Genomic DNA, 25,270 nt, shown 5'->3' with positions numbered 1-25,270 from the left:
ATCCGCCGGCGCCTCCGGCTTCCTAGCCTGGGGACATGGACAACCCCGACATCATGGTGGCTCGCGTCGACGGCGCGACGAAGACCTACGGCTCCGGCACCAACCGGGTCATCGCCCTCGACGACGTGACCGTCGGCATCCCGGCCGGACGGTTCACCGCGATCATGGGGCCGAGCGGCTCGGGCAAGTCGACGCTCATGCACGTGATGGCCGGGCTCGACACGGTCACCGGCGGGCGCGTCTTCCTCGGGGACACCGAGATCAGCGGGATGGGCGACGGCGAGCTGACCGTCCTGCGCCGCCGCAGGGTCGGCTTCGTCTTCCAGTCGTTCAACCTCGTCCCGACGCTCGACGTGCGGGCCAACATCCTGCTCCCGTTCGAGATCGACGGCCGCCGGCCGACGGTGGTGCAGCGGGAGTGGATCGACGGCCTGATCGACCTCCTGGGACTGTCGGACCGGCTCACCCACCGTCCGCACGAGCTCTCCGGCGGCCAGCAGCAGCGCGTCGCGATCGTGCGCGCGCTGGCCACGCGCCCCGACCTGGTGTTCGCGGACGAGCCGACGGGCAACCTCGACTCGCGCACCGGCCGGGAGGTCCTCGGTGTGCTTCAGGAGGCCTCCCGCAGCTACGGCCAGAGCATCGCGATGGTCACCCACGACCCGATCGCGGCCAGCTACGCCGACCGGATCGTGTTCCTCGCCGACGGCCGCGTGGTCGCCGAGCGGGAGGGCTCGACGGCGGAGGAGATCTCCGCGTTCATGCTCGGCATGGAGGCGCGCGCGTGATCCGCGCGTTCCGGGCGAACGCGCGCGACCACCGCGCCAGCGTCCTCGTCTCGGCCCTCAGCTCCGCCTTCGGCGTCGCGCTGCTGGCCTGCACCAACGTCCTCGGCGCGTACATCGAGGCGTCGCCGATGGGCGCGCACGGCTCGGCCCGGTTCGCGCTCGCGCTGGTCGCCGGCATCTTCTTCGTGATCGCCGTGTTCGTCGGCGCCATCGTCACCACGAACACGTTCGCGACCGTCATCGCCGGCCGCACCCGCACCATCGCGCTGATGCGCCTGCTCGGCTCGAGCTCGAAGGCGCAGCGCCGCTCGGTCGCGGGGGAGGGCCTGGCCGTCGGCCTGGTCGGCGCGCTCACGGGCGGCGTCATCGCCGTAGTGCTCGCGCTCGTCGCCGTGCGCCTCCTCCTGCTGTGGGACGTCCTCCCGAACGCGCTGTACCCGGTCATCACCCCGTCGCTGATCGCGCCCCCGGTCGTCGTGGTGCTCACCACCTGGGCGGCGTCGTGGATCGGCAGCCGGCGGGTGCTGACCGTCGCGCCCGTGGAGGCGCTGGGCGCGGCGCAGGAGCGTCCCTCCGCGGCCGTGCGCAGCACGGGACAGATCGTGGCCTCGGCGCTGCTCATCCTGCCCGGCGCGGCCCTGCTCGGCTTCGGCCTCCTGCTCGGCCTGGGCGCCTTCGCGAAGTCGGCGAACTCCGGCCTCGTCGAGTTCGGCCGCTACGGGGTGCTGATCGCGATGCTCGGCGGACTGCTCTCCTTCACCGGTGTCATCGTCGCCGCGCCGCTCTTCCTCCCCGGCGTGCTGCGCGGCGTCGGTCTGCTCTTCGGCGCAGGCGCGGCCGGCAGGCTCGCCGCGGCGAACGCCGTCCGGAACCCGGAGCGCAGCTCGCGCACCGCGATCGGCCTCGTCATCGGTGTCACACTGATCACGATGTTCGTCGTCGCGACGCAGACCTGGCTCACGATCATCCGCAGCGCCGCCGCGAGGAACCCGGAGCTGTACCAGGGCGCTGAGAGTGTGCTCACGGTCATCATGCTGGTGTTCAGCGGGCTGGTCGGCTTCTCGGCGGTGATCGCGGCGGTCGGCGTCGTCAACAGCCTGTCGCTGAGCGTGCTGCAGCGCCGCCGGGAGCTCGGCCTGCTCCGTGCGCTCGGGCTCAGTGCCGCGCAGGTGCGCAGGATGATCCTGGCCGAGAGCGCCCAGCTGACCGTCGCCGCAGTGCTCTCCGGGCTGGTGCTCGGTACGCTGTACGGCTGGATCGGCGCCCAGACCCTGCTGGGGCAGCTGCCGGGCGGCGGCCTGGTCCCGCCGGCGATCCCGTGGCTGTTCATCGGCCTGATCGTCGTGGCGGCGGCCGTGCTCGCCGTCGGCGCCTCGGTGGCGCCGACCCGCCGGGCCACCCGCGTCGCCCCGGTGGAGGCCCTGGCGGTCGAGTAGCGAGCCTCCAGGTTTCCTGGACGCTCATCAAGCCTCAGCTATCCGCAGGCTGGGTGTCTGATACTGGGGGACTGGCGCACACCGGTGACCGTGCCCACCATCCGTGCCGGAGCGCCTCCTGCACTTTCGAGAGGAACCACCCTGAACTGGCTCATGACCTTGAGGATCGACAAACCGCCGTTCCTCATCGCGATCGACGTCGTCGCCGCCATCCTCGCGGTGTACCTGCTCGTGCGTCCGACGTGGAAGCGCGTGCTCGCCGGGGCGATCGCGGCCGTCGGCGGCGCACTGATCGGCTGGTTCCTGGTGTGGCTGACGGACGACGTCTACAACCTGTTCGGCGTCGGGCTCACGCCGGTGACGACGATGTGGGTGGCCCTCGGGTTCGCCGGCATCGCCCTCGCGATCGCCAACTTCTTCCGGTCGCGGTGGTGGCGAAAGGTGATCGCGGGCGTCAGCATCCCGGTGTTCCTGATCGCCGCCTTCGCGGGCGTGAACGTCGACTTCGGCGCGTACCGCAACCTCAATGACGCCATCGGCGTCGTGCCGTACAAGGCGCTGAACCTGCACCACGAGCGCGGCGACGTCATCACGGGCACCGCCTGGTCGGCCTCCACCACCCAGGCGGACCCGCCGGTGAAGGGCGAGATCGGCAAGGTCAAGATCCCCGCGACGGTGTCGAACTTCCCGGCGCGGGAGGCCGTCGTCTATCTGCCGCCGGTCGCGCTCGGCCCGAACCCGCCGGCGCTCCCTGTTCTCTACGCGCTCTCCGGTCAGCCAGGGGCTCCCGCCGACATGTTCACGGCCGGCCGGATCGGCACCTACCTCGACGCGTACGCGGCCAAGCACAACGGCTACGCGCCGATCGTCGTGGCGCCCGACCAGCTCGGCGGCCCCGGTCGCAACCCGATGTGCATCGACTCCCGGGCCTTCGGCGACTCGGCCACGTACCTGCTCAAGGATGTCCGCTCCTGGATCACCTCGCACCTGCGGGTGAGCAGCGACCCGGCCGCGTGGGGCGTGTTCGGCTACTCGCAGGGCGCCACCTGCGCCGCGCAGTTCGCCGCGAGCCGGCCTGACCTGTTCGGCTCGGCCCTGGCCTCCTCCAGCGAGCTCGGCCCGACGCTCGGCAACGTGACGCTCACCATCGCGACCGGCTTCGCGGGCTCGCACACCGCCTTCGAGGATGCCCAGCTCGGGCCTACGATGAAGGCGCACGCCCCATACGCGAACACGCTGATGGTCTTCGGTGCGGGTCAGAACGACGCCAAGTACACTGCTTTCGCGAAGACGCTGCACTCGGCCGCCGTCTCCGCCGGGATCCGCAGCGAGCTCTTGATCTCGCCCGGGACGGCACACGATTGGAACACGGTGCGCTACACGCTGACGAACGGCTTCCCCGCGGTCGCCGCTCACATGGGGCTGGCTCCGTGACCGATGCCGTGACAACGGGAGGCGGCGCGCCGACGAACGGCGGCGCACCGGGGGACGACGCGACCCAGGCTGACGGGAAGACACAGGCGGCCGGCAACGGCACGCGGGTCGTGGAGGACACGGCCGTGCGCACGCAGGAGCCTCCCGCACGCCCGCCGGAGCCTCCCGCGCGGGCCGGCGGCTTCGCCGGCGCGGTGGGGCGGCTCGGCGGGCTGATCGCGACGCACCCCTTCACCACCGGCCTGACGGCACTGATCCTCGTGCTCGCGCTGGTCACCGGCCCGATCCACGGTCCGCACCGCCCGTTGCGCGTGTGGCTCGGCGTCGGCCCCGACCAGCTCATCGACGGCCATTGGTGGGCGCCGGTCACCGCCGTGCTGTTCACGAACAACCTCGCCGAGCTGATCGTGGTGCTCGTGCTCACGGTGCTGCTCGTCGGCGTCTCCGAGCGGCTGATGGGCGCATGGCGCACCGCGCTCGCCTTCTTCGCGACCTCCGCAGCGGGGATCGCCGCGGGCGTCGGCCTCCAGCTCCTCGGCTCGCAGACGGGGGAGATGTGGTCGCGCAACGTCCACCACCTCGTCATCCTCGACGTGTTCACGGGCATCGCCGGCACGATCATGACCGCGAGCGCGTTCGCCGGAGCGTTCTGGCGCCGCCGCATCCGCGTCATCACGATGCTCATCGCGATCATGTACCTGCTGTACTCGGGCGACCCGTCCGACCTGTACCGGTTGCTCGCGGTCCTCGCCGGTTTCGGGCTGGGCGTCCTGCTGCGGCCGCACGAGCGCCTCCTCGGCTGGCGCCGCTCATCCCATCACGAGGTCAGGGTGCTGCTCGCGTCCGCCGTGACGATCAGCGCGCTCGGCCCCGTCATCGGCCTGCTGTCCCAGTCGCGGTACGGGATGCTGTCGCCGATCGGCCTGCTGTTCTCCAACGACGTGCCGGCCACGGGGAGCGTGCTGGAGCGCTGCCAGGCGTTCGCGGTCACCCGCGACTGCGTGCACGACCTCACGCTGGAGCGGATCAACGGCATCGGCCCCGTCCTCATCTCGGTGCTGCCGCTGCTCGCGCTGCTCGTCGCGGCCTACGGCCTCCTGCGCGGACGCCGCTTCGCGGTCTGGCTCGCCGTGTCGGTCAACGCGCTGCTCGCGGTGCTCTCGGCCCTCTACTTCGGTATCCTCCCGTTCGCCGACCCGCGCCCCACCGTGTCGTCGCGGTACTGGGAGGTCACCTTCATCCTGGCGCTGTCGGCGCTGGTGCCGGTCACGATGGCGATCCTGCTGGTCGTGTACCGCCGGCACTTCACGGTCCTCGCCACCGCCCGGTCGGTGCGCCGGTACGTGCTCACGGTGGCGCTGACCGGCCTCGGCCTGATCGGGCTGTACGTGCTGGTCGGCTGGCTGCAGAAGGACACCGGCTTCACCCGGCCGATCGACATCACCGACCTCCTCAACGACGTGCTGGAGCGCTTCATCCCGGTGAGCTTCCTGCGGCGCGAGCCGCTGCAGTACCTGCCGACGACGCCGCTGGCGACCGTGGTCTACCACAACATCGGCACCGTGTTCTGGCTGGTCGTCATCCTCGCCGCTGTGCCGTTCATGGTCGGCCGCGGCGCGTGGCGGCGCTCGATCGGCGACGCCGGGCGCGTCCGCACGCTGCTGGAGCGCGGCGGCGGCGACGCCATCTCGTTCATGGCGACCTGGCCGGGCAACAGCTACTGGTTCGACTCCGCGACGGGAGCCGCCGTGGCGTATCGCGTCGTCGGGCGGGTGGCGCTCACGACCGGCGCGCCGTTCGGAGCGGACGAGTCCGTGCACGGCGGCGTCATCGAGCGCTTCTCGCGGTTCTGCGACGACAGCGGCTGGATCCCGGTGTTCTACAGCGTCGACTCCCAGTACCAGGGGATCTTCGACGGCATGGGCTGGTCGACGATGACCGTCGCGGAGGAGACGGTCATCCGGCCGCAGCAGTGGGCGACGACCGGCAAGAAGTGGCAGGACGTCCGCAGCTCGATCAACCGCGCCCAGCGCGCGGGCATCCGCTCGGAGTGGACCAGCTTCGGCGCCCTGCCGCTGAGCGCCGCTGTGCAGCTCTCGGACATCTCCGAGCAGTGGGTCGCGGAGAAGGACCTGCCCGAGATGGGCTTCACTCTCGGCGGCCTGGACGAGCTCCGCGACCCGGCCGTGCGGCTGATGCTCGCGGTGGACGAGTCCGGCCGCATCGAGGGCGTGACGTCCTGGCTGCCGAGCTACCGCGACGGCCACGTCGTCGGCTGGACGCTGGACTTCATGCGCCGCCGCCCCGGCAGCATCAACGGCGTCATGGAGTTCCTGATCGCGGAGGCCGCCACCCGGATGAAGGAGGACGGCGTCGAGTTCATGAGCCTCTCGGCCGCCCCGCTCGCGCACACCGCCGGTACGCCCGACGACGAGAAGAGCGGGATGGACCGCGTGCTCGGCTACCTCAGCACGTCGCTGGAGCCGGTGTACGGGTTCCGCTCGCTGCTCAAGTTCAAGCAGAAGTTCCAGCCGGAGCTGCATCCGCTGATCATGGCCTACCCGGATCCGGTCGCCCTCCCGGCGATCGGCGTGGGCCTCGTGCGCGCCTACCTGCCCGACCTGTCCGTGCGCCAGGCTGCCGCGCTGGCGGTGGGACGCGGCTGATGCAGCGCCGTGGTACCGTGGTTTCTGTGTACGGTCTGCTCCTTCTTAGCTGCCGCGACGAGTCCTAGTTCTGGGCCCCCCTCGTCGCGGAGTTCGTCGTTGGCTCTCCACAACACACCGCGAGGAGAAGACAGACCATGAAGAACACCCAGGCGCCGAGCGCCATGCCGATCCACAAGTACCGGCCCTTCCACGAGCAGATCACCGTCGACCTGCCCGACCGCACCTGGCCGTCGAAGCGCATCACGCAGGCGCCGCGCTGGTGCGCCGTCGATCTGCGCGACGGCAACCAGGCTCTCATCGACCCGATGAGCCCCGAGCGCAAGCGCATCATGTTCGACCTGCTGGTGCGGCTGGGCTACAAGGAGATCGAGGTCGGCTTCCCGTCGGCCAGCCAGACGGACTTCGACTTCGTGCGCAGCCTCATCGAGGAGGGCGCGATCCCCGATGACGTCACCATCCAGGTGCTGACGCAGTCGCGCGAGCACCTGATCAAGCGCACCTACGAGTCGCTGGTCGGCGCCAAGCAGGCGATCGTCCACCTCTACAACTCCACGAGCATCCTGCAGCGCGACGTCGTCTTCCGCACCGACCAGCAGGGCATCGTCGACATCGCCCTCGCCGGAGCGCGCCTGTGCCGCCAGTACGAGTCGCTGGTCCCCGGCACCGAGATCTACTACGAGTACTCGCCCGAGTCGTACACCGGCACCGAGCTGGAGTTCGCGGTCGACATCTGCAACCAGGTGCTGGAGGTCTTCGAGCCGACGCCGGACCGCAAGGTCATCGTCAACCTGCCCGCCACCGTCGAGATGGCGACGCCGAACGTCTATGCCGACTCCATCGAGTGGATGTCGCGCCACCTGAACCACCGCGAGAACGTCATCCTGTCGCTGCACCCGCACAACGACCGCGGCACCGCCGTAGCCGCGGCGGAGCTCGGCTACATGGCCGGCGCCGACCGCATCGAGGGCTGCCTGTTCGGCAACGGCGAGCGCACCGGCAACGTCGACCTGGTGACGCTGGGCGTCAACCTGTTCACGCAGGGCATCGACCCGCAGATCGACTTCAGCGACATCGACCAGATCAAGCGCACCGTCGAGCACTGCAACCAGCTGCCGGTCGGCGAGCGCAGCCCCTGGGGCGGGGACCTCGTGTTCACCGCGTTCAGCGGCTCGCACCAGGACGCGATCAAGAAGGGCTTCGAAGCGATGGCCGCGCGCGCCGAGCGCGAGGGCGTCTCCGTGGACGACCTGGTGTGGGCCGTCCCGTACCTGCCCGTCGACCCTAAGGACCTGGGCCGCAGCTATGAGGCGGTCATCCGGGTGAACTCGCAGTCCGGCAAGGGCGGCGTCGCCTACCTGCTGAAGACCGACCACGCGCTCGACCTGCCGCGCAAGCTGCAGATCGAGTTCTCCGGCGTCGTGCAGGCCAAGACCGACGCCGAGGGCGGCGAGGTCACGAGCGCCCAGATCTGGGACATCTTCCAGGACGAGTACCTGCCTGCCCCGGTCACGCATCCCGACGCCAAGTGGGGACGGTTCGAGCTGGGCAGCACGAGCACCACGAACGAGACCGGCGAGCATGTCACCCTCACGGTGGCGCTGCGCGACGGCGACACGGTGGCGAAGGCGACCGGCGAGGGCAACGGGCCGATCGCGGCGTTCTTCGACATCCTGAACGCGCGCGGGATCAATGTGCACCTGTACGACTACTCGCAGCACACGCTGTCGGCGAGCGAGTCGGCGCAGGCCGCGGCGTATGTGGAGGTGGATGTGGACGGCGTGCGGTTGTGGGGTGTCGGGATCGACGGCGACACCACGACGGCGTCGTTCAAGGCCGTGGTGTCGGCTGTGAATCGGGCTGTTCGGGCATCCGCCGGCCACACCAGCGAGAAGGCCGAGCTGGTCGGGGCCTGACCCGCAACAACGGAGGAGATCCCGGTCAGATCGACCGGGATCTCCTCCGTTAACCGCTATTCAGGCGGTCACGCGCGCAGATCTCCTCCGTTGTCCGCGGGCCGATCCTCGATGCGGTACCGCGGAATGGCTCCGGTATCGGTCCGCTCGTTCGTCCGTTCGACGCTCGGGCGGCGGCCGAAGCCGAACGCCATCCAGCTCGGGGCGCGGAGCCGGCCGAGCTCGCGCTGCTCCGGGAGGCTCCAGCCGAAGCGGACGGCGAGGAGGCGGATGATCAGTGTCACGATCACGCAGACCAGTACGGCCACGGTGAAGGGCACCTTCAGGTCGACCAGCACGACGAGCACGATCGTGCCGGCCCCGGCGGCGACCGCGTAGAGCGAGCCGACGTGCATCAGCGCGATGGGGAGGTTGAGCAGCACGTCGCGCAGGATCGACCCGCCGACCGCCGAGACCACGCCGACGAACACCGCGGGCACCTCCGGGAGGCCGAGCGCGAGCGCCTTGGTCGCCCCGATCGCGCCGAACAGCCCGATCGTGAGCGCGTCCAGGAAGGTGATGATCGGGTCCAGCCTCCGGAACAGCCGCACCAGCAGCATCCCGAGCAGTGCCGAGACGACCGTGGCGGGCAGGTACCAGTTGGACTGCAGCGCCACCGGCGTGACGTTGAGGAGGATGTCGCGCAGCAGGCCGCCGCCCAGCCCCGTCGCCACGCCGATGATCGCGATGCCGAGCAGATCGAGCCGCCGGTCGCGGAACCCGGAGGCGAACATGGCGCCCTGGAGGCTGCCGACGCCGACGGCGACCAGGTCGCCCCAGAGGGGGATCGTGAAGGTCGCGGATGTCACCAGTCACTTGTATCACGCGGGATACTGGAGTCGTGCCTGTCTACCGTGATGAAGTCGTCGTGCTGCGCACCCACAAGCTGGGTGAGGCCGACCGCATCGTCACCATGCTCAGCCGGCAGCACGGCAAGATCCGCGCGGTGGCGAAGGGCGTGCGGCGCACGGCCTCCAAGTTCGGCTCGCGCCTGGAGCCGTTCATGGTCGCCGACGTGCAGCTCTACGAGGGGCGCACGCTCGACGTGGTGACCCAGGCCGAGACGATCGGCTCGTACGGCGCGCTGATCGCAGACGACTACGCCAGCTACACCGCCGCCAACGCGATGGTGGAGGCCGCCGACCGGCTGACCGAGGCCGAGGCCTCCCTGCAGCAGTACCTCCTGCTCGTCGGCGCCCTCCGCTCGCTGTCTCGTCGCGAGCACGGACCGCAGCTCACCCTCGACTCCTACCTGCTGCGCGCGTTGTCGCTCGCGGGCTGGGCGCCGAGCTTCCTCGACTGCTCGCGCTGTGGAGCACCTGGCCCCCACGAGCACGTGGTGGTCCAGCTCGGCGGCGTGGTGTGCGACGACTGCGCGCCACCCGGGGCTCCCCGCATCGACGCCGCCACCATCGCGCTGCTCGGCTCGCTGCTCACCGGCGACTGGGAGGCGGCCGAGGCGGCCGACGACTCCACCCGGTCGAAGGCGAACGGACTCGTGGCCGCGTACACCCAATGGCATCTGGAGCGCGGCCTGCGCTCCCTGCAGCACGTCCAGCACGATCAGAAGGCGAGTGGATGACGCCCAAGCCGTACACGCACAAGGACGCGGTCGCCTACCGGCCGGTCGACTGGACGGGGCTCTACCCGCCCGCGTTCCCGCCGAAGGCGGTCCCGGAGCACGTCGCCATCGTGATGGACGGCAACGGCCGCTGGGCGAACCGCCAGGGCCTCACCCGTATCGAGGGGCACCGCGCCGGGGAGGCCTCCCTGCTGGACGTGGTGGCCGGGGCCATCCAGGTCGGTGTCAAGCACCTCAGCGTCTACGCGTTCTCGACCGAGAACTGGAAGCGTTCGCCCGACGAGGTCCGCTTCCTGATGGGCTTCAACCGGGAGGTGCTGCACCGCAGGCGCGACCAGCTCAACGAGTGGGGGGTGCGGGTGCGCTGGGCCGGCCGTACGCCGCGGCTCTGGTCGTCCGTCATCAAGGAGCTGCAGTACGCCGAGCGCTTGACGGCGGGCAACGACGTCCTGACGCTCACGATGTGCGTCAACTACGGCGGGCGCACCGAGATCGCGGACGCCGTGCGGGAGATCGCCGCGGAGGTCGCCGCCGGCCGGCTGAAGCCGTCCGCGGTGGGCGAGAAGACCATCCAGCGGCACCTCTACCTCCCGGACATGCCGGACGTCGACCTGTTCGTGCGCAGCTCGGGGGAGCAGCGGACCAGCAACTTCCTGCTCTGGCAGAGCGCGTACGCGGAGATGGTGTTCCTCGACACGCTGTGGCCGGACTTCTCACGCACCGACCTGTGGGAGGCCGTCGAGCTCTTCGCGCGGCGCAACCGGCGGTTCGGGGGAGCGGTGGACACCCCGGACGACGTCGCGCTGTAGCCGCGGAATAACTGCAGCGCTGCACACCGTTGTCCCTTGACGTGAGCGAACCCATCAAGATCGACATCTGGTCCGACATCGCGTGCCCGTGGTGCTACATCGGCAAGCGCAAGTTCGAGAACGGCAGTGCGACGTTCGCCGGCGCCGGCGAGGGCCGCGCGGTGGAGGTCGAGTACCACTCCTTCGAGCTGTCGCCGGACACCCCGGTGGACTTCGACGGCAGCGAGGTGGACTTCCTCGCCGGCCACAAGGGCATCCCCGCCGAGCAGGTGCACCAGATGCTCGACCGGGTGACCGGGATCGCGTCCTCCGTCGGCCTCGACTACGACTTCGACGCCCTCCAGCACACCAACACCGTGAAGGCCCACGAGCTCCTGCACTTCGCCAAGGCGCAGGGCAAGCAGCTCGAGCTGGCGGAGCGGCTCTTCCAGGCCTACTTCATCGAGGGCGGCCACGTCGGCCGCGCCGAGTCGCTCGCCGACCTCGCGGCGTCGGTCGGGCTGTCCCGGGAGGACGCGCTAGCGGCGATGGAGTCCGGCGAGTACCTGGAAGCGGTGCGGGAGGACCAGCGCACGGCGGCCGAGTACGGCATCAACGGCGTCCCCTTCTTCGTCATCGAGGGGAAGTACGGCGTGTCGGGCGCACAGGACGCCGCGACGTTCGCGCAGGTCTTGGAACAGGTCTGGTCCGAGCGCGCCGCGGCCCCGACGGAGGCGCGCGCGTGAGCGCCGCGCCCGACGCGCCGACGCCTGCGCCCGACGCGCCGGCGCCTGCGCCGGTCGCGCCTGCGCCGCGCCCGACGCTCGCCCTCCTCGGCGACCCGACCGCCGCCGCCTGCGACGGCGACGCCTGCGCCCTCCCGGCGGGAAAGTAGCGATCGAGGGGACGCAACACGCCGTCGCGTCAGCGTCAGAACGGCGTGTTGCGTCCCCTCGATGCGAGCGCGGCACGGATACGCGCCAGCGCAACACTTGCCCCGGCGTGTAGGTGCGAGCGGTTGATCCGCACGACCCGCCAGCCGGCGTTCTCCAGCGCCCACAGGCGATTGACGTCCGAGAAGTACTGCGCCGGATCCGTCCGGTGGTGGTCGCCGTCATACTCGATCACCACCTTCGCTACGGGATAGACGAGATCGCCGTGCAGTTCTATGCCCGACCCCACTCGGATGGGGCGATTTACGACAGGCTCGGGGAGCCCCGCCCGGACGATGTGCAGGCGTATCACCGTCTCCATCGCCGAGTCCGTGTCCGCGCGTATCTGCGGTATGACCGCACGGAGCGTCCGCGCACCAGGCCGCCCGACAGCGGCGCGGACCGCTGCGTGGAGCTGCGGCAGCGTGGAGATGGGGCGCTTTCGGCGGAGACATGAATCGCCGGCCACGACCAGTTCGTCTGGTGTGAGTGACGCCGCCAACTGACAGAACACCTCCTCGGGGTTCGGCAATCGCAGTCCTCCCACGAGTCGTATCTCCGCGGGGGTCAATCTGGACTTGTGGCCTATGACGCCCCGTCCTCGTGGCGCCCTTCCACCTTCGAGGGCCGAGACATGGAGCACCTCGGAGTCGGCGATGCGTGGCGGCAGGGACATCCCGTAGAGCGTTGCGGCGGTCGAATGGCTGAAGCACGAGCCTGGTGTCATAACCGCTCGGTACGCGATACACCGCGATCTGAGAGTTCCATCGACGACCGCACTCGGCACGCGGACACCGTGGAACGGTGCCGCCAGATCGGAGCGGCGCAGTCGCGCTCTCGAAACGCCGGCCGCCTTCGCCGCCGTCGTGGAGAAGGCGGGAGATCGAAGGATCGGCGGAAGTGGTTCTAGACGGCCCATCACGACAGGTTGCCAGCCCATGTCGCAGCCCCAGCGGTTATCCACAGAACGTTCTGCATCGAGGGGACGCAACACGCCGTCGGCCCTCCGGGGAGCGGCGTGTTGCGTCCCCTCGATGCGCGCGATGGCTACTCGGGGCCGGTGATGTCGGCGAGGGTGGCGGCGAAGCCGGCCAGGAGGGCGTCCGCGTCGACGAACAGCGAGTAGCCGTGCTCGCCCGCGCCCATCGAGACGGTGCGGCCGGCGACGGTCGTGTCGGCGATCACGGGCCACGCGGTCGTGCTGCCGAAGGGCGTGATGGTCCCGCGCTCGTAGCCGGTCGCGGCGAACGCAACCGACGCGTCCGGGAGCTGCAGCTTGTTGACGTGGAGGACGGCGCGCAGCTTCGGCCAGGAGATCTTGCGGCCTCCTGGCACCAGCGCGAACACGAACGTGTCATCGCTGCGCTTGACCACGAGCGTCTTGACGATGTCGCCCGGCTCGATCCCGAGCAGTGACGCGGCCTCCTCCAGGCTGCGCGCAGCGGGCCGCTCCACGATCCGCACCGGGATGCCGCGGGCCCGGGCATCGTCCTCCACACGTCGGCGTCCGCCGCCGGTTTCCACAGCTTCGGGGCTCTCGGCCATGTATCAGCACGCTTTCTGGGAGAATCGATGCAGATGTCTACTACCGCCACCCTAGCTCCCCGCACGGAGACGAGCCCCCGCCTGTCCATCGGCCCGCTCGCCCTCGACGTGCCGGTCGTCCTCGCGCCCATGGCGGGGATCACGAACACCGCCTTCCGCCGGCTCTGCCGCGAGTTCGGCGCCGGCCTCTACGTGAGCGAGATGATCACGTCCCGCGCGCTGGTCGAGCGCACCCCCGAGTCGCTGCGTCTCATCACGCACCACGAGTCGGAGACGCCGCGCAGCATCCAGCTCTACGGCGTCGACCCCAAGACCGTCCGCGAGGCGGTCACGATGCTCGTCGCGGAGGACCGCGCCGACCACATCGACCTCAACTTCGGCTGCCCGGTACCCAAGGTCACCCGCAAGGGCGGCGGCGCCGCGCTGCCGTGGAAGCTGAACCACTTCCGCGAGATCGTAGAGGGCGCTGTCGCGGCAGCGGGCGACATCCCGCTGACCGTCAAGATGCGCAAGGGCATCGACGGCGACCACCTCACCTACCTGGAGGCCGGCAAGGCCGCGGAGGGCGCCGGCGTCGCCTCGATCGCGCTGCACGCCCGCACGGCCGCCGAGTTCTACTCCGGCCAGGCCGACTGGTCCGCCATCGCGAAGCTCAAGGAGACCATCACCGGCACCCCGGTGCTCGGCAACGGCGACATCTGGTCGGCGGCCGACGCGCTTCGCATGGTGGACGAGACCGGCTGCGACGGCGTCGTGGTCGGCCGCGGCTGCCTCGGGAGGCCGTGGCTGTTCGGCGACCTGGCGGCAGCGTTCCGCGCCCGCGCGGGCGAGATCACCGCGGAGGAGGCCGCGCTCGCGCAGGCCCACCCGACGCTGGGGCAGGTGGCGGCGACGTTCCGCCGGCACGCCGAGCTGCTGGTCGAGTTCTTCGACAGCGAGGAGCGCGGCTGCCGCGACATCCGCAAGCATGTCGCCTGGTACTTCAAGGGCTACCCGGTCGGCGGCGACCTGCGTGCCAGCCTCGCGACGGTCGACACGCTCGCGCACCTCGACGATCTGCTGGCGACGCTCGACTGGAGCCAGGAGTACCCGGGCGAGGCCGCGGAGGGCCAGCGCGGCCGCGCCGGCTCGCCCAAGCGTCCCGCCCTCCCCGAAGGCTGGCTCGACAGCCGCGAGCTCGCGGGCAGCGCCCGCGCGGAGGTCGCCGAAGCGGAGGTGCACAACAGTGGTGGATAGCGCGACGGCGACCGTCGACAGCGTCCCGGCCGACGGCTACACCGAGCGCGACCGGGAGCGCTGGCTCCCCGAGCACCATTCCAGCCGCCGCAGCGACTTCGCCCGCGACCGGGCCCGCCTGCTGCACTCCAGCGCCCTGCGCCGCCTCGCCGCCAAGACCCAGGTGCTCAGCCCGACGGCCGGCCTCGACTTCGCACGCAACCGGCTGACGCACTCGCTGGAGGTCGCCCAGGTCGGTCGCGAACTCGCGGCGAGCCTCGGGCTCGACCCCGACATCGTCGACACCGCGTGCCTGGCCCACGACATCGGCCACCCGCCCTTCGGCCACAACGGCGAGCGCGCGCTCAACGCCTGGGCGGAGGACATCGGCGGCTTCGAGGGCAACGCTCAGACGCTGCGCCTGCTCACCCGTCTGGAGCCCAAGGTGTTCGGCCGCGACGGCCGACCCTACGGGCTCAACCTGACCCGTGCGAGCCTCGACGCGAGCTGCAAGTACCCGTGGCCGGAGACCCACTCGGTCGCAGACCCGAGCGGGCGCGCGAAGTTCGGCTTCTACGCCGACGACCACGGCGTCTTCGAGTGGATGCGCGCCGATGCCCCCGAACGCCAGCGCTGCATCGAGGCGCAGGTGATGGACCTCTCCGACGACATCGCCTACTCCGTGCACGACTTCGAGGACGCCGTCGTCAACGGCTACATCGACGTGGCGGCGCTCGGCAGCCGGGTCGACCACGACGATCTGGTCAGCTCGATGTACGAGTGGGTGGGCGGCGAGTTCAGCCATGACGAGCTGATCGCGGCGTTCGACCGTCTCGACACCCTGGACATCTGGCTCGACCGGTGGGACGGCAGCAGGCGCGCGCAGGCGCACCTGAAGAACCTCACCAGCCAGCTCATCGGCCGGTTCGCGCATGCCGCCGTCCACGAGACAAAGCACCGCGCGGGCCGGGTGGAGCTTCGCCGGTTCGGTGCGGATGTGGTTGTGCCCGACGCCATCCGGGCGGAGATCGCCGTGCTGAAGGGGATCGTCGCCACGTTCGTGATGTCGCGCAACACGCGTCAGCCGATCTACGCGCAGCAGCGGCAGGTGCTGATGGCGCTGGCCGATGTGCTCTTCTCGCGCGGGCCGAAGGAGCTGGACCCGGGATTCCAGGAGGACTGGCGACTCGCCGGCAGCGACGCGGAGCGCAAGCGCGTGGTGGTCGACCAGGTCGCGAGCCTGACCGACCAGTCGGCGCTGAGCTGGTTCGAGCGTCTCGTGCAGCACTGATCCGGCGCGCCGGGCCTGGGCTTGAATAGACAGCCCAGGTGCAGAATGCTTGAGGGACGGCGACGGAGGAGAGACGCATGAGCAGCCCACAGCCCCCCACGGGCGGCGACCGGCCCACAGAGGCCGAGCCCGGCGCGGCGGCGGAGCACGCGCCCGCCCCCGATCAGCCGGCGCCCGCTACCCGGCCCGCGGCTGCGAAGCGCGCACCTTCGCCGCGCAAGCGCATCCCGAAGACGGAGTCCATCTCGCCGAACGGCGAGGCCCCGGAGATCCTCGACGCCATGCTGGGCAAGGCCGCCACGGAGGACACGGTGGAGGCCACGACGCCCGCGAAGCCGCGCCGTCGCCCGGCCGCGTCGCGCAGCAAGGCGGCGTCGGCGCCCGACACTTCGACCTCACCGGCCGAGCCCGTCGTCGCGGCGGACACCGCCGAGCCGCACGAGGAGGAGGCTGCGACCGCGGTCCTCCCGACCGCGGACGACTTCTACCGGGTCCCGACCGCCGAGACGGAGATCCTGAATCCCGCGACGGCGAGCGAGGAGTCGGCCGAGGCCGAGACCGAGCTGCTGCCGGCGTCTCCCGCCGCCGAGCCGGTGCCGGTCGGGGCGGTCTCCGAAGACACCACGGCGGCCGCCTCCGCGGAGACCACGGCTGAGGCCGCCGCTCCGGCCGCTGCGCACACGAGCGGTGCCGCGCACGCGAACGGGGCCCCCGTCGGCGAGGACGCCCCGCCGCCTCCCGCAGCCGGCCCGCACGCCCCGCGGCCCGGTCGGACCATGAACGACCTCGCCGACCGCCTCGACGACTCGCGGTTCTTCTCGTCGCTGTTCGACTTCACTTTCACCAGCTACGTGACGCGCAAGCTCGCCGGCCCGGTCTATGTCGTCGGGCTCGTCCTGATCGGCCTCGGGATCGTGGTGGGCTTCGCCAACAGCCTCGGCATCGCGATCGCGACCCGGTCTCCGGGAGGGGGCGCATTCGTGTTTCTGCTGGGCGTCCTGGTGACGCTCGTGGCCGCCATCCTGAGCGTGCTGCTGCTCCGGGTGACCATCGAGGTCTTCTGCGCGATCATCGAGATCGCCCAGAACACCCGGCGCAGGCGCCCGCCGCGCGACTGAGGTCGGCCCCGCTCACTAGACTCGTCCTATGGCGGGCCGGATACGACAGAGCGACATCGAAGAGGTCAAGGCCCGTACCAACATCGCCGACATCATCGGCGACTATGTGAGCCTGAAGCCGGGCGGCGTCGGCTCGCTCAAGGGCCTCTGCCCGTTCCACGACGAGAAGAGCCCGAGCTTCAACGTCCGGCCGGGCGTCGGCCGCTACCACTGCTTCGGCTGCGGCGAGGGCGGCGACGTCTACGCGTTCCTGGTGAAGCTCGACCACGTCTCCTTCACGGAGGCCGTCGAGCGGTTGGCGGGCCGGATCGGCTACCAGCTCCACTACGAGGAGGGCGGGGGAGGCCCGAGCGAGTCGAGCGGCAACCGTGCCAGACTGCTGGCCGCGAACAACGCCGCGGAGGAGTTCTTCCGCGAGCGGCTGGCGGCTCCTGACGCGGACCCCGGCCGCCGCTTCCTGGGCGAGCGCGGCTTCGACGCCGCGGCCGCCGCGCACTTCGGCGTCGGCTTCGCCCCGAAGAGCTGGGACGAGCTGACCACGCACCTGCGCGGCAAGGGCTTCAGCCCGGACGAGCTGCTGGCCGCCGGCCTCGTGTCGCAGCGCGACCGCGGCGTCTACGACCGGTTCCGCGGCCGGCTGGTGTGGCCGATCCGCGACGTGACCGGGCAGACGATCGGCTTCGGCGCCCGCCGCCTGCTGGAGGACGACAACGGCCCGAAATACCTGAACACGCCGGAGACCGCGGTCTACAAGAAGGCGCAGGTGCTCTACGGCCTCGACCTCGCCAAGCGGGACATCTCCCGCAACGGGACGGCGACGATCGTGGAGGGATACACCGACGTCATGGCGTGTCATCTCTCCGGGGTGACGACCGCGATCGCCACCTGTGGAACGGCCTTCGGAAGCGAGCACATCCGGGTCCTGCGGAGGGTCCTGGGCGACAAGGACTACGACAGCACGCAGCGTTCGGTGGTCTTCACGTTCGACGGAGACTCGGCCGGTCTCAACGCGGCCGCGAAGGCCTTCGCCGAAGAGCAGAACTTCGTCGCACAGACGTACGTCGCGATCGCACCGGATGGGCTCGACCCCTGTGATCTCCGGCTCAAGGGAGGCGACTCGGCCGTCGTAGCGATGGTGGAGCAGAAGCGCCCGCTCTTCGAGTTCATGCTTCGTCGCATCGCTTCCGAGCACGACCTGGAGACGATCGAGGGGAGGGCGAACGCCGTTCGCGCAGGAGCGCCGGTCCTCGCGAGCATCCGCGACGACGCGTCTAGGGACGGCTATGTGCGGCTGTTCGCGAAACTGACGGGCGCCGAGCAGCGCGATGTCTGGAAGGTGGTTCGTGCGCGGGGAAGGCGCCCCGACGCCGGCCCGGTCACCGCTCCCGTACCGCCGGACGCTCCCGCGCCGGTCAGGGAGGCGGACCTCACGGACCTCACCCAGCGCACCGAGCGCGAGAGCCTCATGGTGCTGCTCCAGTTCCCCGCGGAGGTCGGCGCCGAGCGTGCCGCCCGCGTCGTGCAGGTTCCGTTCGTGAACCCGACCCACGCGGTCGTCCGCGACGCCATCGCGATCCAGCTCCCGTCCATCGCCGACCCCGGCTGGGTGGACCGCATCCTCGCCGAGGTGCCGCAGGTTTACGCGCCGACCGTGAACGCCCTCGCCGTCGGCGCCCTGCCGCAGACCGGGACCGATGTCGGCCGCTACGCACGCTCCATCCTGGACGGCCTGATCGACCGCGATCTGCTGCGCGAGAAGGCCGAGCTGACCTCCCGCCTGGCGCGCACCGACCCGCAGAACGCCGAGCTGCGGCGCTCGCTCCAGGTGGCGCTGGCGTCGATCGATCACGAGCGGATGCGGCTGCGCGGCGAGTAGCGCGGCACAATAGATCATCGTCACGTCCCGACGACGGAATCCATAGCACTGTGCGCAAATGCGCGCGGAATTGTTGCGCCGATGTAAAGATTGCGCCGCGATCCGCGGCAACATGCGCATCGGGCGCGGCATTCGTGCTAGGACTGTGGCTACACGATTCGGCGATGTGGCACGCGTGTGCGCTCCGCCGATCGGTGACCCCACCAAGGAAGAGGTAATCGGATATGAGATCCGTAACAATCGGCGGACGGCGCCTGCTCGCCGTGTCGGCCGCATTCGCGGCCGCGGCGCTGGTGCTCGCGGGCTGCTCCGGGGCCAATAACGGCTCTGGTGGCAGCGGCGGCACGCTGACCATCGGCACGACCGACAAGATCACGTCGATCGACCCGGCCGGCTCGTACGACAACGGCTCCTTTGCCGTGATGAACCAGGTGTACCCGTTCCTGCTGAACTCCCCGTACGGCAGCCCGGACGTCAAGCCGGACATCGCCACGAGCGCGACGTTCACGTCGCCGACGGAGTACACAGTCAAGCTGAAGCCGAACCTGAAGTTCGCGAACGGTCACCCGCTGACCTCCGAGGACGTCAAGTTCACCTTCGACCGCCAGCTCAAGATCAACGACCCCAACGGTCCCGCGTCGCTGCTCGGCAACCTCGACAGCGTCAGCACGCCGGACAAGACGACCGCGGTCTTCAAGCTCAAGGTCCCGAACGACCAGACCTTCCCGCAGGTGCTCTCCAGCCCCGCCGGCCCGATCGTCGACCACCAGGTCTTCTCGGCCGACAAGGTCACCCCGGACAACACCATCGTCAAGGGTCACGCGTTCGCCGGTCAGTACGACATCACGAGCTACGACTTCAACAACCTGATCGCGTACAAGGCGAACCCGAACTACCAGGGTCTGCTCGGCAAGCCGGCGACGGACAAGATCAACGTCAAGTACTACGCCGAGTCGTCGAACATGAAGCTCGACATCCAGAAGGGCGCGATCGACGTCGCGTACCGCAGCCTGTCGGCGACGGACATCCAGAGCCTCGGCACGGACAAGAACGTCAAGGTCGTCAAGGGACCGGGTGGTGAGCTCCGCTACATCGTCTGGAACTTCAACACGCAGCCCTACGGCGCCACCACGCCGCAGGCCGACGCCAAGAAGGCCCTCGCCGTGCGCCAGGCCGCTGCCGACCTCGTCGACCGCGCCACCATCGCCAAGCAGGTCTACAAGGACACCTACACCCCGGCGTACTCGTACGTCCCGCAGGGCCTGACCGGCGCCACCACGGTGCTGAAGGACCTCTACGGCGACGGCAACGGCGGGCCGAGCCTCGACAAGGCGAAGGCTGCGCTGCAGGCCGCCGGCGTGACCACCCCGGTCGCGCTCAACCTGCAGTACAACCCGGACCACTACGGCCCGTCCTCCGGTGACGAGTACGCGCTCGTGAAGGAGCAGCTCGAGAACGGCGGCCTGTTCAAGGTCAACCTGCAGTCGACCGAGTGGGTCCAGTACTCCAAGGACCGTGTAAAGGACCTTTACCCGGCCTACCAGCTCGGCTGGTTCCCGGACTACTCCGACGCGGACAACTACCTGTCGCCGTTCTTCAGCAAGGACAACTTCCTCGCGAACCACTACGACAACCCCGAGGTGCAGTCGCTGATCACCCAGCAGCTCGGCACCACCGACAAGGCCGCCCGCACCAAGCTGATCGAGGAGATCCAGGCGAAGGTGGGCGCCGACCTGTCCACCCTGCCCCTGCTCCAGGGTTCGCAGGTGGCGGTCGTCGGCAAGAACGTGAACGGCACCGACAAGACGCTCGACCCGTCGTTCAAGTTCCGCTACGCCGCCCTCTCGAAGGGCTAGGCCGCGCCACAGGGCCGAACCGGGGGCGGCTCGCGTCTGACGCGAGCCGCCCTCACCCACGAACCACCCACGATTGGCTTCCATGACAGCGACCGTCAGTACCCCGGCAGCCCCCACTGCCGGGCCAGAACGTATCAAGGCGCGTCGACAGACGGGAGGCGGCCTGGGCCGCTACATCGTCATCCGCGCGCTTCTCATCATCCCGACGATCTTCATCCTCGTCACCGTCGTCTTCTTCCTGATGCGGTCCACCGGTGACCCCATCACGGCGGCACTCGGCGGCAAGCTCCCTCCCGCGCAGCTTCAGCAGCGCATCCACGAGGCCGGCTACGACCGGCCGCTCCTCGTGCAGTACTTCGAGTACCTCGGACAGATCCTCCGCGGCGACTTCGGCACTACCTTCACCGACCACCAGCCCGTGACCCAGGTGCTGATCACGTACGGCGCGGCGACCCTCGAGCTGGCGTTCTACGCCCTCATCGTCGCGTTCATCGTCGGCATCCCGCTCGGCCTGCTCGCGGCCTACTTCCGCGACAAGTGGGGCGACGCGTCGCTGCGCATCTTCGCGATCCTCTGCTACGCGACGCCGGTGTTCTTCGTCGGCATGGTGCTCAAGCTCATCTTCTCGATCTGGCTGAACGTGCTCCCCGTCGCGGGGCGCGCCTCGACCAGTTCCGAGATCGAGATGCAGACCCTGCCGAACAAGACGGGCATCTACCTGATCGACGCGTTCATGACCGGTGACCCGGCGGTGGTCGGCGACGTCCTCCTGCACGCCGTCCTGCCCGCCGTGACGCTCGGCCTGCTGACCGCGGGAATCTTCCTCCGGCTGGTGCGCACGAATGTGATCGGCACGCTCTCCACCGACTATGTGGACGCGGCCCGCTCGCGCGGCGTCAGCGAGAGCCGGCTGGTGCGCAAGCACGCGTACCGCCCTGCGCTCATCCCGATCGTCACGGTCATGGGCCTCCAGATCGCTCTGCTGCTCGGCGGCGCGATCCTGACCGAGACCACCTTCGAGTGGAAGGGTCTGGGCTTCCAGCTCTCCCACTACCTTCAGGCGCGCGACTTCGTCGCGGTGCAGGGCATGGTCGTCCTGCTCGCCGTCATCGTCGCGGTCACGAACTTCATCGTCGACATCATCGCGGCGTTCATCGACCCGAGAGTGAGGTACTGACATGGCCTCGCGCAAGGGCACCATCTGGAGCCGGCTCCCCGTCGTGCACCAGCTGCGCCAGTCCGTCGGACTGCAGCGCGGCATGCTGATCACGGGACTCGTGCTCACCGGCCTGTTCATCCTGGTCGCGATCTTCGCGCCCGTCATCGCACCGTACGGCTTCTCGCAGCTCAAGGACGCGCACGGGCAGTTCGGCTCGCAGCAGCCGCCGAGCCCCGCGCACATCTGGGGCACGACGGTGGGCGGCTACGACGTCTACTCGCGCGTGATCTGGGGAGCGCAGACCGCGATCCTGGTGATCGTCGTCGCCGTCGTCCTGTCGATCTTCGCCGGGGTCATCCTCGGCCTGGTCTCCGGCTACTTCGGCGGCTGGGTCGACCGAGTGCTCGTGGTGATCGCCGACGCGATCTACGCGTTCCCGTCGCTGCTGCTGGCGATCGTGATGGCGATCGTCATCTCGGGCGGCCAGTCCAGCCTCTGGGGCGGCATCCTCGCGGCGGCGATCTCGATCACCGTGGTCTACATCCCGCAGTACTTCCGGGTCATCCGCTCGGAGGTCGTCCGGATCAAGGCGGAGGCCTACGTCGAGTCGGCCAAGGTCGTCGGCGCGAGCAACGGGCGGATCATGTTCCGCCACGTGCTGCGCAACTCCACCCGCACGCTGCCGCTGATCTTCACGCTGAACTCGTCGGACGCCATCCTGACGCTCGCCGCTCTGGGCTTCCTGGGCTTCGGCATCGAGCCGACCGCGGCTGCGGAGTGGGGCTACGACCTCAACAAGGCGCTGTCGGATGTCACGAGCGGCATCTGGTGGACGTCCATCTACCCCGGTCTCGCGATCGTGCTCGTGGTGCTCGGCATCACGCTCGTCGGCGAGAGCCTGAACGACCTCGCCGACCCGCGCCTGCGCGGCCGCCGCCGCGCCGCTGTGGCGTCCGGCCAGGTGGCCGAGACCTCCGTCGTCCCCGGCGGTCCGCTGGAGGCGGGCCCCGGCGGAATCGACGGTCTTGAAGGCGGAGAGTCGTTCGACGAGCACGGAATCGAGGTCAAGCCATGAGCGACGTCGTCACCATCGACAACCTGTCGGTGACCTTCTCCACCGACGCCGGCGCCGTCAAGGCCGTCGACGATGTCACCCTGCGCGTGTCGCCCGGCGAAGTGCTGGCGATCGTGGGGGAGTCCGGTTCGGGCAAGACCGTCACCGCCAAGACCATCCTCGGCCTGCTGCCGGAGACCGCGACCGCCTCGGGCGCCGTGGTGCTGCGCAGCAAGGACGGCACCAGCGAGGCGGACGTCATCTCGCTGAACAAGAAGGAGCTCAGGGAGGTGCGCGGCACCGACGTAGCCATGGTCTTCCAGGAGCCGTCCACCGCACTGAACCCCGTCTTCCAGGTGGGCTGGCAGATCGCCGAGGGCCTGCGCGCCCACGGCAAGCTGTCCAAGAAGGAAGCGCAGAAGCAGGCGGTCGACGTCCTCCGCCTGGTCGGCATCCCCGAGCCGGAGAAGCGGGTCAAGTACTACCCGCACCAGTTCTCCGGCGGCCAGAAGCAGCGCATCGTGATCGCGATGGCGCTCGTGCTGAACCCGGGCCTGATCGTCGCCGACGAGCCGACCACCGCGCTCGACGTGACCGTGCAGGCGGAGATCCTCGACCTGCTGCGGCGCTGCCGCGACGAGTTCGGTGCGGCCATCGTGCTGATCACGCACAACATGGGCGTGGTCGCCGACCTGGCCGACCGGGTCGCGGTCATGTACCAGGGCAAGGTCGTCGAGGAGGCCGACGCGCGCACACTGTTCGCGTCGCCCAAGGACGAGTACACGCGGAAGCTCCTGGCCTCCGTGCCGCACATCGGCCAAGGCGCCGTCGCAACGCAGGACCGGGCGATCGCCCGCGCAGAGCGTCCGCAGGCGGCTCCGGTGGTCGCGGCGCGCGATCTGCGCATCCAGTACCCCGGCCGGCTCGGCCGCCCCGGGTTCGTGGCGGTCGACGGTGTGAGCTTCGACATCCGCCCCGGCGAGGTGCTCGGCCTGGTGGGCGAGTCCGGTTCCGGCAAGACGACGATCGGCCGCGCGATCGCCGGTCTCGGCAAGGTCACCGACGGCTCGCTGGAGGTGCTCGGGATCGAGATGAACGGCGTGAAGGAGCGGCAGTTCCGCAAGGTGCGCAGCGACATCGGCTTCGTGTTCCAGGACCCGGCGTCGAGCTTCAACCCGCTGCTGACGATCGCGGACTGCGTGGCGGAGCCGCTCGTCGTGCACGGCAGGGCGTCCTCGCCCGCTGCCGCGCGTGCCCGGGTGGACGAGCTGCTGGAGGCCGTGCAGCTGCCGCGCAGCTACGGCGACCGGTTCCCGCACGAGCTCTCCGGCGGCCAGCGGCAGCGGGCGAGCCTCGCGCGCGCCCTCGCCCTGGAGCCGACCTTGCTGATCGCCGACGAGCCGACTTCGGCCCTCGACGTCTCGGTGCAGGCGCGGGTGCTGGAGTTGTTCGCCGACCTCCAGCGCGAGTTCGGCTTCGCGGCGCTGTTCATCAGCCACGACCTCGCGGTCGTCGACCTCCTGGCCGACCGGATCGCGGTGCTGCACCGCGGCAAGCTGGTGGAGGAGGGCACGGGCGCCGAGGTGCTCGGCAACCCGCGCGAGCCGTACACGCAGCGGCTGCTGGCCTCCCTGCCGGTGCCGGACCCGGTGGAACAGGCCGACCGGCGGGAGGCGCTGCGCGCACTCCAAGCCGACAGCGCCTAGGGTCGAATATGTGAGTTCCGAACCTGCCATCCTCGTCAGCGACCTGTCCGTCGAATATCCCGCCAGGGGCGTCAGCCCTTCGTGCGTCGCACTCCGCGGGGTGAGCTTCCGTCTGGAGGCCGGACAGTCGCTGGGGGTCCTGGGCGAGACGGGTTCGGGCAAGAGCACGCTGGCCGCGGTGCTCGCCGGGCGGGGGCTTCCCCTCCGCTCCGGCGAGCCCGGCCCGCGGATCAGCGGCGGCGACGCGACCGTGCTCGGGCACTCGCTGCGGCACGCGCGCAAGCGGGACCTGGCCGAGGTGACCTTCCACGTCGGCTACCTGCCGCAGGAGGCCGCGGCAACGCTGGAGCCGTCGCTGTCGGTTCAGGACAACGTCTCGCTGCCGATATTCGAGCGCGACGAGCACTACGACCGCCGGGCGGCGGGGGAGCGGGCCGCGCTAATGCTGGACACCGTCCACCTCCCGCTCAGCGTGCTCACCAAGTACCCCTACCAGCTCAGCGCCGGACAGCGGCAGCGCGTCGCTCTCGCCAAGGCGCTGGTGCTCGGCCCGCAGGTGCTGGTCGTGGACGAGCCGACCGCCGGCATCGACGCGACGGTGCGTGACGCGGTGATCGACCTCCTGGCCCAGCTCCGGACGCACGAGGGCTTCACGGCCGTTATCGTCAGCCACGACCTGGCCGTGCTGCGCCGCGCGACGGACAACTCGCTGGTGCTGCAGGGCGGCCGTCCCATCGCCTACGGGCCGATCGAGGACGTGCTGGCCGACCCGTCGCATCCGTTCGTGCGCGGGCTGGCGGACGCGCTGAAGCCGCCGCAGCGCCGGCGGGAGCGCCGGCCGCAGATCGCGGCGAAGTAGCCGATCGTCC

Annotated in this window: 21 protein-coding genes; 18 read left to right on the top strand and 3 right to left on the bottom strand. The window is 70.1% G+C overall.

The features are described 5' to 3' along the window. Positions 1-35 precede the first annotated feature (35 nt). The 5 genes from ABH923_RS01310 to leuA all read left to right on the top strand — a co-directional run bounded on the left by ABH923_RS01310 (position 36) and on the right by leuA (position 8,240). Positions 36-788, top strand: a complete 753-nt coding sequence (locus ABH923_RS01310; RefSeq protein ID WP_370053309.1) for an ABC transporter ATP-binding protein — start codon at positions 36-38, stop codon at positions 786-788. Next, positions 785-2,224: an FtsX-like permease family protein gene (locus tag ABH923_RS01305; protein WP_370053307.1), complete on the top strand. Its 1,440-nt coding sequence runs from the start codon at positions 785-787 to the stop codon at positions 2,222-2,224. Before ABH923_RS01310 ends, ABH923_RS01305 begins: the two co-directional genes overlap by 4 nt. 153 nt (positions 2,225-2,377) lie before the next feature. Continuing rightward, positions 2,378-3,658 (top strand): alpha/beta hydrolase, encoded by a 1,281-nt coding sequence (locus tag ABH923_RS01300; RefSeq protein WP_370053305.1) that lies wholly within the window; start codon positions 2,378-2,380, stop codon positions 3,656-3,658. Beyond that, complete coding sequence (locus ABH923_RS01295) at positions 3,655-6,324, top strand: bifunctional lysylphosphatidylglycerol flippase/synthetase MprF (protein WP_370053303.1); 2,670 nt, start codon at positions 3,655-3,657, stop codon at positions 6,322-6,324. Before ABH923_RS01300 ends, ABH923_RS01295 begins: the two co-directional genes overlap by 4 nt. Positions 6,325-6,461: 137 nt before the next feature. After that, complete coding sequence (gene leuA, locus ABH923_RS01290) at positions 6,462-8,240, top strand: 2-isopropylmalate synthase (protein ID WP_370053301.1); 1,779 nt, start codon at positions 6,462-6,464, stop codon at positions 8,238-8,240. Between the two features lie 68 nt (positions 8,241-8,308). On the opposite strand, the gene ABH923_RS01285 is transcribed toward leuA, so the two are convergent. Further along, positions 8,309-9,088, bottom strand: coding sequence for a trimeric intracellular cation channel family protein (locus ABH923_RS01285; protein ID WP_370053299.1), 780 nt, complete (start codon positions 9,086-9,088; stop codon positions 8,309-8,311). 32 nt (positions 9,089-9,120) lie between these two features. Between ABH923_RS01285 and recO the strand changes: the two genes are divergently transcribed. From recO to ABH923_RS01265, 4 genes are read left to right on the top strand one after another with little or no spacing between them, the layout of a single operon-like run. After that, the gene (recO, locus tag ABH923_RS01280; RefSeq protein ID WP_370053298.1) at positions 9,121-9,861 is read left to right on the top strand and encodes a DNA repair protein RecO; all 741 of its coding nucleotides are present in this window, start codon (positions 9,121-9,123) and stop codon (positions 9,859-9,861) included. After that, positions 9,858-10,670, top strand: a complete 813-nt coding sequence (locus ABH923_RS01275) for an isoprenyl transferase (RefSeq protein ID WP_370053296.1) — start codon at positions 9,858-9,860, stop codon at positions 10,668-10,670. The genes recO and ABH923_RS01275 overlap by 4 nt, the downstream gene beginning before the upstream one ends. Before the next feature lie 41 nt (positions 10,671-10,711). After that, complete coding sequence (locus tag ABH923_RS01270; RefSeq protein ID WP_370053294.1) at positions 10,712-11,395, top strand: DsbA family protein; 684 nt, start codon at positions 10,712-10,714, stop codon at positions 11,393-11,395. Continuing rightward, positions 11,392-11,544: a hypothetical protein gene (locus ABH923_RS01265; RefSeq protein ID WP_370053292.1), complete on the top strand. Its 153-nt coding sequence runs from the start codon at positions 11,392-11,394 to the stop codon at positions 11,542-11,544. The genes ABH923_RS01270 and ABH923_RS01265 overlap by 4 nt, the downstream gene beginning before the upstream one ends. A gap of 35 nt (positions 11,545-11,579) precedes the next feature. On the opposite strand, the gene ABH923_RS01260 is transcribed toward ABH923_RS01265, so the two are convergent. Both ABH923_RS01260 and ABH923_RS01255 read right to left on the bottom strand, forming a co-directional pair. Beyond that, positions 11,580-12,368, bottom strand: coding sequence for a DUF559 domain-containing protein (locus ABH923_RS01260; RefSeq protein WP_370053291.1), 789 nt, complete (start codon positions 12,366-12,368; stop codon positions 11,580-11,582). Positions 12,369-12,628: 260 nt separating this feature from the next. Continuing rightward, positions 12,629-13,126, bottom strand: a complete 498-nt coding sequence (locus ABH923_RS01255) for an aminoacyl-tRNA deacylase (RefSeq protein ID WP_370053289.1) — start codon at positions 13,124-13,126, stop codon at positions 12,629-12,631. 33 nt (positions 13,127-13,159) lie between these two features. On the opposite strand from ABH923_RS01255, the gene dusB reads away from it, so the two are divergent. The 9 genes from dusB to ABH923_RS01210 all read left to right on the top strand — a co-directional run bounded on the left by dusB (position 13,160) and on the right by ABH923_RS01210 (position 25,260). After that, positions 13,160-14,362 (top strand): tRNA dihydrouridine synthase DusB, encoded by a 1,203-nt coding sequence (gene dusB, locus ABH923_RS01250; RefSeq protein ID WP_370053287.1) that lies wholly within the window; start codon positions 13,160-13,162, stop codon positions 14,360-14,362. Further along, a complete protein-coding gene (locus ABH923_RS01245) occupies positions 14,352-15,632 on the top strand; it encodes a deoxyguanosinetriphosphate triphosphohydrolase (protein WP_370053285.1) in 1,281 nt (426 codons plus the stop codon). The genes dusB and ABH923_RS01245 overlap by 11 nt, the downstream gene beginning before the upstream one ends. Before the next feature lie 77 nt (positions 15,633-15,709). Next, positions 15,710-16,750 (top strand): DUF4282 domain-containing protein, encoded by a 1,041-nt coding sequence (locus ABH923_RS01240; protein WP_370053283.1) that lies wholly within the window; start codon positions 15,710-15,712, stop codon positions 16,748-16,750. Between the two features lie 28 nt (positions 16,751-16,778). Then, complete coding sequence (gene dnaG, locus ABH923_RS01235) at positions 16,779-18,626, top strand: DNA primase (protein ID WP_370053282.1); 1,848 nt, start codon at positions 16,779-16,781, stop codon at positions 18,624-18,626. A 224-nt stretch (positions 18,627-18,850) separates the two neighbouring features. Continuing rightward, positions 18,851-20,482 carry an ABC transporter substrate-binding protein gene (locus ABH923_RS01230; RefSeq protein ID WP_370053280.1) on the top strand — a complete coding sequence of 544 codons (1,632 nt, stop codon included), beginning with the start codon at positions 18,851-18,853 and terminating at the stop codon, positions 20,480-20,482. An 82-nt stretch (positions 20,483-20,564) separates the two neighbouring features. Continuing rightward, a complete protein-coding gene (locus ABH923_RS01225; protein ID WP_370053278.1) occupies positions 20,565-21,659 on the top strand; it encodes an ABC transporter permease in 1,095 nt (364 codons plus the stop codon). 1 nt (position 21,660) lies between these two features. Next, positions 21,661-22,716, top strand: coding sequence for an ABC transporter permease (locus ABH923_RS01220; protein WP_370053276.1), 1,056 nt, complete (start codon positions 21,661-21,663; stop codon positions 22,714-22,716). Further along, complete coding sequence (locus ABH923_RS01215) at positions 22,713-24,401, top strand: dipeptide ABC transporter ATP-binding protein (protein WP_370053274.1); 1,689 nt, start codon at positions 22,713-22,715, stop codon at positions 24,399-24,401. The genes ABH923_RS01220 and ABH923_RS01215 overlap by 4 nt, the downstream gene beginning before the upstream one ends. A 10-nt stretch (positions 24,402-24,411) precedes the next feature. Next, entirely contained in the window at positions 24,412-25,260 is an 849-nt protein-coding gene (locus tag ABH923_RS01210) for an ATP-binding cassette domain-containing protein (protein ID WP_370053272.1), read from the top strand. Positions 25,261-25,270: the final 10 nt, after the last annotated feature.

It is taken from the genome of Leifsonia sp. EB41 (assembly GCF_041262565.1).
Classification (GTDB): Bacteria; Actinomycetota; Actinomycetes; order Actinomycetales; family Microbacteriaceae; genus Leifsonia.
Note: the sequence above shows the minus strand (reverse complement) of the source record. Positions and strands in the feature narration are given on the sequence as shown.